Source organism: Actinomadura fulvescens (assembly GCF_039533225.1).
Lineage (GTDB): Bacteria > Actinomycetota > Actinomycetes > Streptosporangiales > Streptosporangiaceae > Spirillospora > Spirillospora fulvescens.
In genome coordinates this window covers 942,186-955,220 of sequence record NZ_BAAATD010000001.1, presented here as the reverse complement: position 1 = coordinate 955,220, position 13,035 = coordinate 942,186, and the positions used below count along the sequence as shown (strand labels likewise).

General features: G+C 71.0%; 12 protein-coding genes. 1 reads left to right on the top strand and 11 read right to left on the bottom strand.

Features of this window, described 5'->3' with window-relative positions:
* Nucleotides 1-96 precede the first annotated feature (96 nt).
* The 11 genes from rpoZ to pyrR form a co-directional block, all read right to left on the bottom strand.
* The gene (gene rpoZ / locus ABD333_RS04510) at nucleotides 97-351 is read right to left on the bottom strand and encodes a DNA-directed RNA polymerase subunit omega (RefSeq protein WP_151566392.1); all 255 of its coding nucleotides are present in this window, start codon (nucleotides 349-351) and stop codon (nucleotides 97-99) included.
* A gap of 21 nt (nucleotides 352-372) precedes the next feature.
* Nucleotides 373-1,002 (bottom strand): guanylate kinase, encoded by a 630-nt coding sequence (gene gmk / locus ABD333_RS04505; protein WP_344537910.1) that lies wholly within the window; start codon nucleotides 1,000-1,002, stop codon nucleotides 373-375.
* Nucleotides 1,003-1,064: 62 nt separating this feature from the next.
* Nucleotides 1,065-1,388: an integration host factor, actinobacterial type gene (mihF, locus tag ABD333_RS04500; protein ID WP_151566390.1), complete on the bottom strand. Its 324-nt coding sequence runs from the start codon at nucleotides 1,386-1,388 to the stop codon at nucleotides 1,065-1,067.
* A gap of 532 nt (nucleotides 1,389-1,920) precedes the next feature.
* Complete coding sequence (gene pyrF, locus ABD333_RS04495) at nucleotides 1,921-2,631, bottom strand: orotidine-5'-phosphate decarboxylase (RefSeq protein ID WP_344537907.1); 711 nt, start codon at nucleotides 2,629-2,631, stop codon at nucleotides 1,921-1,923.
* Nucleotides 2,628-3,635: a dihydroorotate dehydrogenase gene (locus ABD333_RS04490; RefSeq protein ID WP_344537905.1), complete on the bottom strand. Its 1,008-nt coding sequence runs from the start codon at nucleotides 3,633-3,635 to the stop codon at nucleotides 2,628-2,630. Before ABD333_RS04490 ends, pyrF begins: the two co-directional genes overlap by 4 nt.
* Before the next feature lie 43 nt (nucleotides 3,636-3,678).
* Nucleotides 3,679-4,557 (bottom strand): dihydroorotate dehydrogenase electron transfer subunit, encoded by an 879-nt coding sequence (locus ABD333_RS04485; RefSeq protein WP_344537903.1) that lies wholly within the window; start codon nucleotides 4,555-4,557, stop codon nucleotides 3,679-3,681.
* A 60-nt stretch (nucleotides 4,558-4,617) separates the two neighbouring features.
* Nucleotides 4,618-7,947, bottom strand: coding sequence for a carbamoyl-phosphate synthase large subunit (gene carB, locus ABD333_RS04480; RefSeq protein ID WP_344537901.1), 3,330 nt, complete (start codon nucleotides 7,945-7,947; stop codon nucleotides 4,618-4,620).
* A 112-nt stretch (nucleotides 7,948-8,059) separates the two neighbouring features.
* The gene (carA, locus tag ABD333_RS04475; RefSeq protein WP_344538842.1) at nucleotides 8,060-9,172 is read right to left on the bottom strand and encodes a glutamine-hydrolyzing carbamoyl-phosphate synthase small subunit; all 1,113 of its coding nucleotides are present in this window, start codon (nucleotides 9,170-9,172) and stop codon (nucleotides 8,060-8,062) included.
* A gap of 14 nt (nucleotides 9,173-9,186) precedes the next feature.
* Nucleotides 9,187-10,518 carry a dihydroorotase gene (locus tag ABD333_RS04470; protein ID WP_344537899.1) on the bottom strand — a complete coding sequence of 444 codons (1,332 nt, stop codon included), beginning with the start codon at nucleotides 10,516-10,518 and terminating at the stop codon, nucleotides 9,187-9,189.
* On the bottom strand, nucleotides 10,515-11,456 hold the full coding sequence (locus ABD333_RS04465) for an aspartate carbamoyltransferase catalytic subunit (protein WP_344537897.1): 942 nt from the start codon (nucleotides 11,454-11,456) through the stop codon (nucleotides 10,515-10,517). Before ABD333_RS04465 ends, ABD333_RS04470 begins: the two co-directional genes overlap by 4 nt.
* Nucleotides 11,453-12,064 (bottom strand): bifunctional pyr operon transcriptional regulator/uracil phosphoribosyltransferase PyrR, encoded by a 612-nt coding sequence (gene pyrR, locus ABD333_RS04460; RefSeq protein ID WP_344538840.1) that lies wholly within the window; start codon nucleotides 12,062-12,064, stop codon nucleotides 11,453-11,455. The genes ABD333_RS04465 and pyrR overlap by 4 nt, the downstream gene beginning before the upstream one ends.
* A 398-nt stretch (nucleotides 12,065-12,462) precedes the next feature.
* Here pyrR and bldD point away from each other — a divergent pair, with 398 nt between their 5' ends.
* Nucleotides 12,463-12,957, top strand: a complete 495-nt coding sequence (gene bldD / locus ABD333_RS04455; protein ID WP_030145002.1) for a transcriptional regulator BldD — start codon at nucleotides 12,463-12,465, stop codon at nucleotides 12,955-12,957.
* Nucleotides 12,958-13,035 lie beyond the last annotated feature (78 nt).

Here is a 13,035-nt window from a genome sequence, read left to right as displayed (position 1 = left end):
CGATCCCCTGGGCGAGTCGAAGCGATGCAGCGATCGCCGCGGTGGCCGTTGAAGGAGGGCGTCCCACGCCCGACGCCGAGGCCGACGCAAAAAAGACTAACCTTCGATGGGCTCGGCGTTCAGGAGGCCTTCGCGCGTCTCGCGGAGCGCGATCGACAGGGGCTTCTCCTGGACCTGGGTCTCGACGAGCGGGCCGACGTACTCCAGCAGGCCCTCGCCCAGCTGGGCGTAGTAGGCGTTGATCTGCCGCGCCCGCTTGGCCGCGATGCTCACGAGGCCGTACTTGGTGTCGACGACCTCCAGAAGCTCGTCGATCGACGGGTTGGTGATGCCTTCGGTGCTGGCTGCCACACCGTCGCCTTCCACTAGTGGTTATTCAACGGACATCAACGTTACCAGCTCACGGCACACGTCCCCGACGGCCTTGTTGGTCAGGGTGACGTCGAACTCCTTCTCCGCCGCAAGCTCGGTCCGGGCCGCCTCCAGCCGCCGTTCGATCACCTCGGGGGGCTCGGTGCCGCGGCCCACCAGCCGGCGCACCAGCTCCTCCCAGGACGGAGGGGCGAGGAAGACGAGCAGGGCCTCCGGCATGCTCTGCCGGACCTGCCGGGCGCCCTGAAGATCGATCTCCAGGAGGACGGCCTCGCCGCGTTCGAGCCGATCGATCACCGGCCGTCGTGGCGTGCCGTAGCGGTTGCCCGCGAACTCGGCCCACTCCAGCAGCTCGCCCTCGGCGACGAGCCGGTCGAAACCGGCGTCGTCGACGAAGTAGTACTGCACGCCGTGGGTCTCACCCGGCCGGGGGGGCCGGGTGGTCACCGAGACCGACAGCCACACCTGCGGGTGCGCTCGCCGGATCTCGGCGACGACCGTGCTCTTGCCGACGCCTGACGGGCCGGAGAGGACCGTCAGCCGTCGCACAAGCTGGTCTTGCGGGTGGGAGCCGTCCGGCACAGGAATGGGTGCGCCGGAGCTGGACGGGATGGGGCCGGAGGCGGGCATGCCCATGGGTATACCCGAGCCGGCCGCGGCGTCCGAACCGCCGCGCCCGTCCGCGAGTCGCATCAGCGGTTGCCGCCGCCGAACTCACGCTCCAGTGAGGCGCGCTGGTTGGCACCGAGGCCGCGCACGCGGCGCGACTCGGCGATCCCCAGACGCTCCATGATCTGCTTCGCACGAACCTTGCCCACACCGGGCAGGGATTCAAGGAGGGCCGACACCTTCATCTTTCCGATGACGTCGTCGGTCTGTCCCTCCTTGAGGACCTCGGCAAGCGAGGTTCCCCCGTGCTTGAGCTTGTTCTTCACCTCGGCCCGCTCCTTGCGAGCCTTGGCAGCCTTCTCAAGGGCTGCGGCGCGCTGTTCGGGGGTTAGGGGCGGAAGAGCCACGCCGGGTCACCTCAGGTTTCCACTCGACGGAGTCGGACGGGTTGGGAAACTAGCGAGTTCAGACCCCATAAGGCAACGTGAAGTGCCGTTTAGCACGCCACAAAATCGCGAAAATCACTCTTTGGAGTGTCCTGAATACGCACTGTGCGCAACTTGGGCCCTCCAGCCGCGAACCCCCTACCACCCTGGGACTTTCGCAAGATCGCAAGAAACCACCCACCAAGGCCCTAAGTGTGTCACCTCTCACCCCCAGCAGGCCCCGCCCCCGCACCCCCACCGTGATCCCCATCACATTCGCGCCCCGCCGCTGAATTCACACCCCATTTGACCCAATGTGTCCATTTCTCTGCAACGTCAGTCAAGACCCACCGCCGACCCCAGCCCGCTCGCGAGCGCGCGACCGGGTCGTGAAGCGAGCCGAAGGCGAAGCTTCACGAGAGATCGCGAAGCGATGTCGCGCTCGCCGCTTTTGCGGTTCGGTCCTGAGCCGCTAGGCGAGGGGCCGAGGCCGCGAAGGCCATAAACACAGCCGCTAGGCGAGCGGTTCAGGTCGTGGAAGCTTCCGAAGTACCGCTGCTACCGCGGCCGCGGCGGCGCCGGGGTCGGAGGCACCGGTGATGGGGCGGCCGATCACCAGGAGGTCGGCGCCGGCGGCCAGCGCGTCCTCGGGGGTGGCCACGCGGGCCTGGTCCTGGTTGGCGGCGCCCGCCGGGCGGACGCCGGGGGTGATGAGCGTGATGTCGGGACCGACCTCTGCGCGGACCGCAGCGGCCTCCTGAGGCGAGCAGACGAGCGCTTGGGCACCCGCCCCTACGGCGAGGGCCGCAAGGCGGCGTACGGCGTCTGAGGCCGGTCCGGCGAGGCCGATCGCGTCCAGGTCGGCGTCGCGGAGGGAGGTGAGGACGGTGACGGCCGCGATCTTGGTGGCGGGGGCGGCCTCGACGGCGGCGCGGATCATGGCCTGACCGCCCGCGGCGTGGACGGTGAGGAAGGCGGGTTTCAGCCGGGCCACGGCGCGGGTGGCGCCGGCGACGGTGGCCGGGATGTCGTGCAGCTTGAGGTCCAGGAAGACCTGGATGCGGCTGGCGCCGCGCACGCTGGCCACGACGTCCGGCCCGTAGCGCAGGTAGAGCTCCAGGCCGACCTTGACGGTGCTCACGTGCGGGGTGACGAGGCTGGCCCAGCGCGCGGCCGTCTCCAGGTCTGGCGCGTCCAGGGCGACGGCGATGGGGGCGGGATTCACGGAAGCCTCTCCTTCAGCTCCTCGTCGACCTTTTCAGGACGGACCTGGGGCGGGATGTGACCGGCAGGTTTGTGGACGGGGCCGGCGGGCTTGTGGGCGAGGCCGACGGCGTCGGCGAGGCGCAGGCGGCGGACCGCGAGGGCGTCTTCGAGCTCGCGCAGGATGCGGGGAGCGGCGGACGGGTCGTGGAACACGGTGGTGCCCACCGCGACGGCCGAGGCTCCCGCGAGGACGAACTCCAGGGCGTCCAGGCCGGTCGCGATCCCGCCCACGCCGATGATCGGCGTGCTGGGCAGCGCGGCGTGGACCTGGTAGACGCAGCGGAGCGCGATGGGACGGATGGCCGGGCCCGACAGGCCGCCCGACACTCCGGTGAGCGCGGGGCGGAGGGTCTGGGCGTCGATCGCCATGCCCTCCATGGTGTTGATGAGCGTCAGGCCGTCGGCGCCCGCGTCGGCACAGGCCAGCGCGATGGTCACGATGTCGGTGACGTCGGGCGCCAGCTTGGCCAGCACCGGAACGCGGGCGTGGGCCTTGACCGCCCGTACGACCGCTGAGGCCGCGGCGGGATGCCAGGCGAACATGCGCCCGCGGTCCTCGACGTTGGGGCACGCGATGTTGACCTCGATCGCCGCGATGCCGGGCACGTTGCGCAGGCGGTCGGCGAGTTCGGCGAACTCCTCCACGCTGTTGCCCGCCAGCGAGACGATGGTGCGGGCGTCCTGCTCCTCCAGCCAGGGCAGGTCGCGTTCGAGGAACGACTCGATGCCGGGCCCGGGCAGGCCCATGGCGGTGAGCAGGCCGCTCGGCGTCTCGGCCATGCGCGGAGTAGGCCGTCCCGCACGCGGCTGCGGCATGACGGAGGTCGTGACGAACGCGCCGAGCCTGGACAGGTCGAAGAACTGCGCGAGCTCGCGTCCCGTACCGCCGCACCCGGACGCCGTCATGACGGGGTTGGGCAGCTCCAGGGAGCCGAGTGTCGTCCGCAGGCGTTCTGTGCTCATCGGTTCGCTCCGCCCGTGCTCATCGGTACGCGGCCGCGCGCGTTCACTTGGAACCTCCGCTCAGCGCGCGCGGGGCGCCCAGCGCGTCGAACGGGATCGTGCCGAGGTCGTTCCAGCGGACCCGGTCACCGCGCAGCACCGGCCCGTCGGCGCAGGCGCGCACCATGCGGGTGACGCCGTCCTCTCCGTGGATGGGCAGAACGCACGTCATGCACACCCCGATGCCGCAGGCGCCGGTCTCCTGCAGGAACTCCTCGACCGACACCTGGGACGGCAGCCCGTGTTCGGAGGCGGTGGCGGTGACGGTGCGAAGGAGACGGGTCGGGCCGCAGGCGTAGACGACGTCGGCCCCCGTTTCCTGGATGACCCGTGGCAGGACGTCGCGGACGGTGCCGCGTTCGCCCAGGGAGCCGTCCTCGGTGGTGATGACGGCGGTGTCGCCGATGCGCTGCGCCATCCGCGAGCCGAACACCTGCCGCGCGGCCGTTCCGCCGAGCACGAAGTGCACCTGGCAGCCGCGCCGGTGCAGCGTGTCGGCGAGCGCGAAGAGCGCGGCGCCGCCGGGGCCGCCGCCGACCAGCAGGCAGCTGACCGGGTCGCGCGGGAGCCGGAACGGGCGGCCGAGCGGCCCGACGAGGTCGACCTGGTCGCGGGCCCGGCGGCCGGCCAGCCACGCCGTGCCGAGGTCACGGTCGGCGAACACGACCTCGACGGTGCCGCCGTAGTCCGACTTCACCTCGTACACCCCGAAACAGCGCCGGACCAGCCGGCTGGTGTGCTCGCCGCCCACCGCGAGGGCGACGAACTGGCCGGGCCGGAACCGTTCGGCGATCGCCGGCGCCACCAGCGTCATCGCGTGGTAGTCCTGCACCTGGCGGACCGTCAGAACGGTTGCCGACGTCTGCACCGGTGTGTCGGACACCCATCTCCCTCTCGTCGTGTGCGGCCGGGGCCGCCCCGCCGGGGGCGGCCCATGCCGGGGTTACCCCCGGCCGTGCGCGCCACGCAGCCGTTCGGCGTGCTCTTGCAGCGAGCGCACGCCGATCTGACCGCCCGCGACGGCCTCGATGCCCTGGACCGCCGCCGCGAGGCCCTGGACGGTGGTCACGCAGGGCACGCCGCGCAGCACCGCGGCGGTACGGATCTCGTAACCGTCGAGGCGCGGCCCCGACTGGCCGGGGCTTCCGAAGGGAGTATTGACGATGAGGTCCACCTCGCCGTCGAGGACGCGCCGCACGATCGTGGGCTCGCCGCCCGATCCGGGGCCTTCGCTGTGCTTGCGCACGATCTTGGCACGGACCCCGTTGCGGTGCAGGACCTCCGCGGTGCCCTCGGTGGCGAGGATCTCGAACCCGAGGTCGGCGAGCCGCTTCACCGGGAAGATCATGTGCCGCTTGTCCCGGTTGGCGACCGACACGAACGCCCGGCCCTTGGTCGGCAGCGCGCCGTAGGCGGCCTGCTGCGACTTGGCGTAGGCGGTGCCGAAGACCTCGTCGATGCCCATGACCTCGCCGGTCGAGCGCATCTCCGGGCCGAGCACGGTGTCGACGCCCTGGCCCTGGGCGTTGCGGAAGCGGTCGAACGGCAGCACCGCCTCCTTGACCGCGATCGGCGCGTCCAGCGGCAGCGAGCCGCCGTCGCCCGCCTCCGGCAGCAGCCCCTCGGCGCGCAGCTGGTGGATCGTGGCGCCCATCATGACGCGGGCGGCGGCCTTGGCCAGCGGCACCGCGGTCGCCTTGGAGACGAACGGGACCGTACGGGAGGCCCGGGGGTTGGCCTCCAGGACGTAGAGCACACCGGCCGACAGCGCGTACTGCACGTTCATCAGGCCGAGCACGCCGATGCCGCGCGCGAGCTCCTCGGTCGACTCGCGGATGCGCCGGATGTCGTCGTGGCCGAGGGTGATCGGCGGCAGCGCGCACGCCGAGTCGCCGGAGTGGATGCCGGCCTCCTCGATGTGCTCCATGACGCCGCCGAGGTAGAGCTCCTGGCCGTCGTACAGCGCGTCCACGTCGATCTCGATGGCCTCGTCCAGGAACCGGTCGACCAGCACCGGGTGCTCGGGGCTGGCGTCGGTCGCCTTGGCCATGTACGTCGACAGCGTGGTCTCGTCGTAGACGATCTCCATGCCGCGGCCGCCCAGCACGTACGAGGGCCGCACCAGGACCGGGTAGCCGATCTCGGCGGCGATCTCGCGCGCCTCCTCGAACGAGGTGGCGGTGCCGTGCTTGGGCGCGGCCAGCCCGGCGCGGTGCAGCACCCGGCCGAACGCGCCGCGCTCCTCGGCGAGGTGGATGCTCTCCGGCGAGGTGCCGACGATCGGCACCCCCGCGTTCTTGAGCTTCTGCGCCAGGCCCAGCGGCGTCTGCCCGCCGAGCTGGACGATCACGCCGGCGATCTCGCCGGACCGCTGCTCGGCGTGCACGACCTCCAGGACGTCCTCCAGCGTGAGCGGCTCGAAGTAGAGCCGGTCGGAGGTGTCGTAGTCGGTCGAGACGGTCTCGGGGTTGCAGTTGATCATGACGGTCTCGTAGCCCGCCTCGGCCAGCGTGAACGAGGCGTGCACGCAGCTGTAGTCGAACTCGACGCCCTGGCCGATGCGGTTGGGCCCGCTGCCGAGGATGAGCACCTTGGGCTTGGTGCCGGGCGGGACCTCGGTCTCCTCGTCGTAGGCCGAGTAGAGGTACGGGGTCCGCGCCGCGAACTCGGCCGCGCACGTGTCGACCGTCAGGTAGACCGGCCGGATGCCGAGGGCGTGCCGCAGCTCGCGCACGACCTCCTCCGAGAGGCCGCGCAGCTCCCCGATCTGGGCGTCGGAGAAGCCGTGCCGCTTGGCGCGCAGGAGCTTGTCCTTGGTGAGCGCGTCCTCAGCGGTGCGGATCTCGTCGGCGATGTCGTTGATCCCGGCGATCTGGTCGAGGAACCAGGGGTCGATGCCCGTCACCTCGTACAGCCGCTGGATCGTGGCTCCGGCGTGCAGCGCCTGCTGCACCTTGCGCAGCCGCCCGTCGTGCGGCCGCCTGGTCTCCTCGACGAGCGCGTCCAGGTCGGCGACCGGCTCGGCCCACGAGAAGGACGAGCCCTTCTGCTCCAGCGAGCGCAGCGCCTTCTGCAGGGCCTCGGTGAAGTTGCGTCCGATGGCCATGGCCTCGCCCACCGACTTCATGTGGGTGGTGAGGGTGCCGTCGGCGCCGGGGAACTTCTCGAACGCGAACCGCGGCACCTTGACCACGATGTAGTCGAGGCTCGGCTCGAAGCTCGCCGGCGTCTCGCGGGTGATGTCGTTGGGGATCTCGTCGAGCGTGTAGCCGACCGCCAGCCGCGCCGCGATCTTGGCGATCGGGAAGCCGGTGGCCTTGGACGCCAGCGCCGACGACCGCGACACCCGGGGGTTCATCTCGATGACGATCATGCGGCCGGTGCCCGGGTGCACGGCGAACTGGATGTTGCAGCCGCCGGTGTCGACGCCGACCTCGCGGATGACCGCGATCGCGACGTCCCGCATGTTCTGGTACTCGCGGTCGGTGAGCGTCAGCGCGGGCGCCACGGTGATCGAGTCGCCGGTGTGCACGCCCATCGGGTCGAGGTTCTCGATCGAGCAGACGATCACGACGTTGTCGTGCTTGTCGCGCATGACCTCCAGCTCGTACTCCTTCCAGCCGAGGATCGACTCCTCCAGGAGCACCTCGCTGGTCGGGGACGCGTCGAGGCCGGTGCCGGCGATGCGGCGCAGGTCGTCCTCGGTGTGCGCGAAGCCGGACCCGGCGCCGCCCATGGTGAACGAGGGCCGCACGACGAGCGGGTAGCCGAGCTCGCCCGCCGCCTCCATGACCTCGTCCATGGTGTGGCAGATGAGCGAGCGCGCGGACTCGGCGTTCAGGCCCTGCTCGCGCGCGACCTTGGCGACGACCTCCTTGAAGCGCTCGCGGTTCTCCCCCGCCTGGATGGCGTCGACGTCGGCGCCGATCAGCTCGACGCCGTACCGCTCCAGCGCGCCGCTCTCGTACAGCGCGATGGCGGTGTTGAGCGCGGTCTGGCCGCCCAGGGTGGGCAGCAGGGCGTCCGGGCGCTCCTTGGCGATGATCTTCTCGACGACCTCGGGGGTGATCGGCTCGACGTACGTGGCGTCGGCGAACTCCGGGTCGGTCATGATCGTCGCCGGGTTGCTGTTGACGAGGACGACGCGCAGGCCCTCGGCCTTGAGCACCCGGCACGCCTGCGTCCCGGAGTAGTCGAACTCGCAGGCCTGCCCGATCACGATCGGGCCGGACCCGATGACCAGGACGGATTTCAGATCTTCACGGCGCGGCATTACCTCGGCCCTTCCATGATCTGGCAGAACTGGTCGAAGAGGCCGGTCGCGTCGTGCGGACCCGCCGCCGCTTCCCGGCGGCACTGTGTGGTACTGGACGCTGAACGCCGCATCAGCCTCGCACCTCCCTGAGCTCCATCAGCTCACAGAAACGGTCGAAGAGGTTTGTAGCGTCGTGGGGACCCGCCGCCGCTTCCGGGTGGTACTGGACGCTGAACGCCGGCCGGTCGAGGAGCCGGAGGCCCTCCACGCAGTCGTCGTTGAGGTTGACGTGGCTGACCTCGGCGCGGCCGTAGGCGGTGTCGAACGGGCCGTCAAGCGGCGCGTCCACCGCGAAGCCGTGGTTGTGCGCGGAGACGTCGACCTTGCCGGTGCGCCTGTCCTGCACCGGCTGGTTGACGCCGCGGTGCCCGAACCGCAGCTTGTAGGTGCCGAGGCCCAGCGCCCGGCCGAAGATCTGGTTGCCGAAGCAGATGCCGAAGAACGGCTTGCCCGCGTCCAGCACCCCGCGCAGCGCCTCGACCTGGTGGTCGGCGGTCGCCGGGTCGCCCGGCCCGTTGCTGAAGAACACCCCGTCGGGGTCGAGGGACAGGATGTCCTCGGCCGTCACGGTGGCGGGCAGGACGTGCACCTCGCAGCCGCGCTCGGCCATCCGGTGCGGGGTCATCGACTTGATGCCGAGGTCGACCGCGGCCACGGTGAAGCGCTTGGCGCCGATGGCCGGGACGACGTACGGCTCGGTCGTGGCGACCTCGGCGGCCAGGTCGGCGCCCTCCATCCGCGGCGACGCCAGCACCTTGTCCAGCAGGTCGGCCTCGGCGGCCTCCGCCGCCGCGCCGCTGAAGATCCCGGCGCGCATGGCGCCGCGGTCGCGCAGGTGGCGGGTGAGCGCGCGCGTGCCGGGCATCGCGATGCCCACCACGCCCTGCTCGCGCAGCGCGGAGCCCAGCGAGCCCGTGGCCCGCCAGTTGGACGCGACGCGGGCGGGCTCGCGCACCACGTACCCGGCCACCTGGATGCGCCGCGACTCGGGGTCTTCGGCGTTGACGCCGGTGTTGCCGATGTGCGGCGCGGTCATCGCCACGATCTGGCGGGCGTACGAGGGATCGGTGAGCGTCTCCTGGTAACCGGTCATGCCGGTGTTGAAGACCATCTCGCCGAACGTCTCTCCCTCCGCCCCGTACGCGACCCCGTGGAAAACTCGTCCGTCTTCGAGGATCAACATCGCCGGGGGTGGGGTCACTGAAGCTTTCCTTCCAGCACGGTCGGACGGCCGCGCAGGAACGTGGCGACGACCCGGCCGGGCAGCTCCAGCCCCTGGAACGGGGTGTTGCGGCTCTTGGAGGTCATCGCCGACGGCTCCACGGTGCGGCGCGTCGACGGGTCGTACAGGGTGATGTTGGCCGGCGAACCGGCCTGGAGCGGACGACCCTGTCCGCTGAGCCGCCCGATCTGGGCGGGACGGTAGGACATGCGGTCGGCGACGCCGGCCCAGTCGAGCAGGCCGGTCTCCACCATGGCCTCCTGGACGACCGGCAGCGCGGTCTCCAGGCCGATCATGCCCATGGCCGCCACGGCCCACTCGGTCTCCTTCGCCTCGACCGGGTGCGGGGCGTGGTCGGTGGCGACGCAGTCGATGGTGCCGTCGGCCAGGGCGTGCCGCAGCGCGGTGACGTCGTCGGCGGTGCGCAGCGGCGGGTTGACCTTGAAGATCGGGTCGTAGGTGGCGGCCCGCTCGTCGTTGAGCAGCAGGTGGTGCGGCGTGACCTCGGCGGTGACCTGGACGCCCTTGCTCTTGGCCCAGCGGATGAGCTCGACCGAGCCCGCCGTGGACACGTGGCAGACGTGCAGGCGCGAGCCGACGTGCTCGGCGAGCAGCACGTCGCGGGCGATGATGGCCTCCTCGGCGACCGCGGGCCAGCCGCGCATGCCGAGCGCCGCCGACATGACGCCCTCGTTCATCTGGGAGCCCTCGGTGAGCCGCGGCTCCTGGGCGTGCTGGGCGACGACGCCGTCGAACGCCTTCACGTACTCCAGCGCCCGCCGCATGATGACCGCGTCCGAGACGCAGTGGCCGTCGTCGGAGAACACGCGGACCCGCGCGGCCGAGTCGGCCATCGCGCCGAGCTCGGCGAGCTGCTCGCCCGCGATGCCGCGGGTGACGGCGCCGACGGGCTGCACGTCGCAGTGGCCGGCCTCACGGCCGAGGCGCCAGACCTGCTCGACCACGCCCGCGGTGTCGGCGACAGGGTCGGTGTTGGCCATGGCGTGCACGGCGGTGAACCCGCCCATCGCGGCGGCCTTGGTGCCGGACTCGACCGTCTCGGCGTCCTCGCGGCCCGGCTCGCGCAGGTGGGTGTGCAGGTCGACCAGGCCGGGCAGCGCGACCAGACCGTCGGCCTGGACCGTCTCGGCGCCGGCCGCGCCGAGCCCCGGGCCGATCTCGGCGATCACGCCGTCGCGGACCAGGATGTCGGCGGTCTCCCCGCCGAGGACGCGGGCGTTCCTGATGACGTAGGTGGAGGCGCCCCGTGCGGCGCTGTGCGGGGCGCTGGGCGTGGCGCTGGTCATTCGGAGACCTCCTTGCCGATGGCGGGCTCCGAGCCGCCGAGGAGCAGATAGAGCACGGCCATGCGGGCGCTGACGCCGTTGGCGACCTGCTCGACGATGGTGGAACGCACGGAGTCGGCCACCTCGGCGGCGATCTCGACGCCGCGGTTCATCGGGCCCGGGTGCATGACGATCGCGTCGTCGGGCATCCGGGCCATTCGCTCCGCGTCCAGGCCGTAGCGGCGGCTGTACTCGCGCACGGTCGGGAAGTACGAGGCGTTCATGCGCTCGTGCTGGACCCGCAGCATCATGACGACGTCGCTCTTGGGGAGCACCGCGTCCAGGTCGTACGACACCTCGCAGGGCCAGGTGTCGACCGCCACGGGGAACAGCGTCGGCGGCGCGACCAGCGTGACCTCGGCGCCGAGCGTGTTGAGCAGCAGCGTGTTGGAGCGTGCCACCCGGCTGTGCAGGACGTCGCCGACGATGGTGACCTTGCGGCCGTCCAGGCTGCCGAGCCGCTTGCGCATGGTGAGCGCGTCCAGCAGGGCCTGGGTCGGGTGCTCGTGGGTGCCGTCACCGGCGTTGATCACGCTGCCCCGGACCCAGTTGGCCAGCCGGTGCGGCGCGCCCGAGGCCATGTGCCGGATGACGACGCCGTCGGCGCCCATCGCCTCCAGCGTCAGCGCGGTGTCCTTGAGGCTCTCGCCCTTGGAGACGCTGGAGCCCTTGGCCGAGAAGTTGATCACATCAGCGGAGAGCCGCTTGGCGGCCGCCTCGAACGAGATGCGGGTGCGTGTGGAGTCCTCGAAGAAGAGGTTGACCACGGTGCGGCCGCGCAGGGTCGGCAGCTTCTTGATGGAACGCTCGGCGACCTGGGCCAGCTCCTCGGCCGTGTCCAGGACGAGCAGCGCGTCGTCCCTGGTCAGGTCCGCTGCGGAGATGAGATGGCGCTTCACTTGCTGCTCTCCTTCGGGCCCGTCCCCGGCGCGGGGCCGAGGAGGACGGCGTCGCGCGCGTCGTTCTCGGCCAGCAGGACCTTCACGTTCTCGCGCATCGAGGTCGGCAGGTTCTTGCCCACGTAGTCGGCGCGGATCGGCAGTTCACGGTGGCCGCGGTCGACCAGGACCGCGAGCTGGACGGCGCGCGGGCGGCCGAGGTCGTTCAGGGCGTCGAGGGCGGCGCGCACGGTGCGGCCCGAGAACAGCACGTCGTCGACCAGGACCACGATGCGGTCGTCGACGCCGGCGGCCGGCAGCTCGGTGCGGCCGAGCGCCCGGGCGGGCTTCATGCGCAGGTCGTCGCGGTACATCGTCACGTCGAGCGAGCCCCAGGGCACGGGGCGGCCCTCGACCTCGCGGAGCAGCTCGGCGAGCCGCTCGGCGAGCGTGACGCCGCGGGTCTGGATGCCGAGGAGGACGACGTCGTCGCCGCCCTTGGTGCGTTCGAGGATCTCGTGTGCGATCCGGGTGAGCGCGCGTCGGATGTCAGGTCCTTCGAGAACCGCCTTGTGACCGTCTGCCACGCGCGCCTCGACCGGCCCGTCCGGCCGGGAGGCAGCATTCACCACCGGAACCTCCTTTCCCGCCTCACAGGACGGGTCTTAAAGGACGTCTGTCCCCCTCACCGTAGCAGTCACACCGGTCTGCCCAGTACCCGGGCCTGGCGGCGTCTTGCCTGGTGAGAGGGGTCACACTCGGGAGGCGAACGGCCTGTCCGCGGCACCGGTGAAACGACTGTCACGCCGTGCGTGCGGGGCTTCGCGCCGATCCGGACGGCCCGGATCGAGACCTACGTATTCGACCCCTTTTTTCCAATCAGCTTGACCTGGCGCCGTCACCGTTTTACCGTCACTGTCCGTAACCATCCCTGGAGATGGACCCTTAGGGTGAATAGGCCCGCCGGATCCTGATCTTCCCCAGGGCCCCGACAACGACGACGAAAGTGAGCCTGGGGGGCCGCAACATGCCGTCTGAATACGCTAAGGCTCTCGGCGCGCGCCTGCGCGCCATCCGTACCCAGCAGGGACTCTCCCTGCACGGTGTGGAAGAGAAGTCACGTGGCCGCTGGAAGGCCGTCGTCGTGGGTTCGTACGAGCGGGGCGACCGCGCCGTCACCGTTCAGAAGCTGGCCGAGCTCGCCGATTTCTATGGCGTGCCGGTATCCGAGTTGCTGCCCGGCGGAGCCGCGCCGAGCCCACTCGGGCCAACACCGAAGCTCGTGATCGATCTCGAGCGTCTGCAGCAGCTTCCGAAGGATAAGGCCGGTCCACTCGCCCGTTACGCCGCGACGATTCAGAGCCAGCGGGGCGACTACAACGGAAAGGTCCTGTCCATCCGGCAGGAGGACCTGCGATCGCTCGCAGTGATCTATGACAAGTCCCCGACCGAGCTGACCGAAGAGCTCATCACCTGGGGTGTCCTCGACCCGGAGGCGCGACGCGCCGTCGAGTCGTTCTGACCCTCACCGGGCGGGACGCGACGCGTCCCGCCCACCCTGCCCGGCAGCCGCCGGGCGATGCTTCGGTGTCCGGGACCC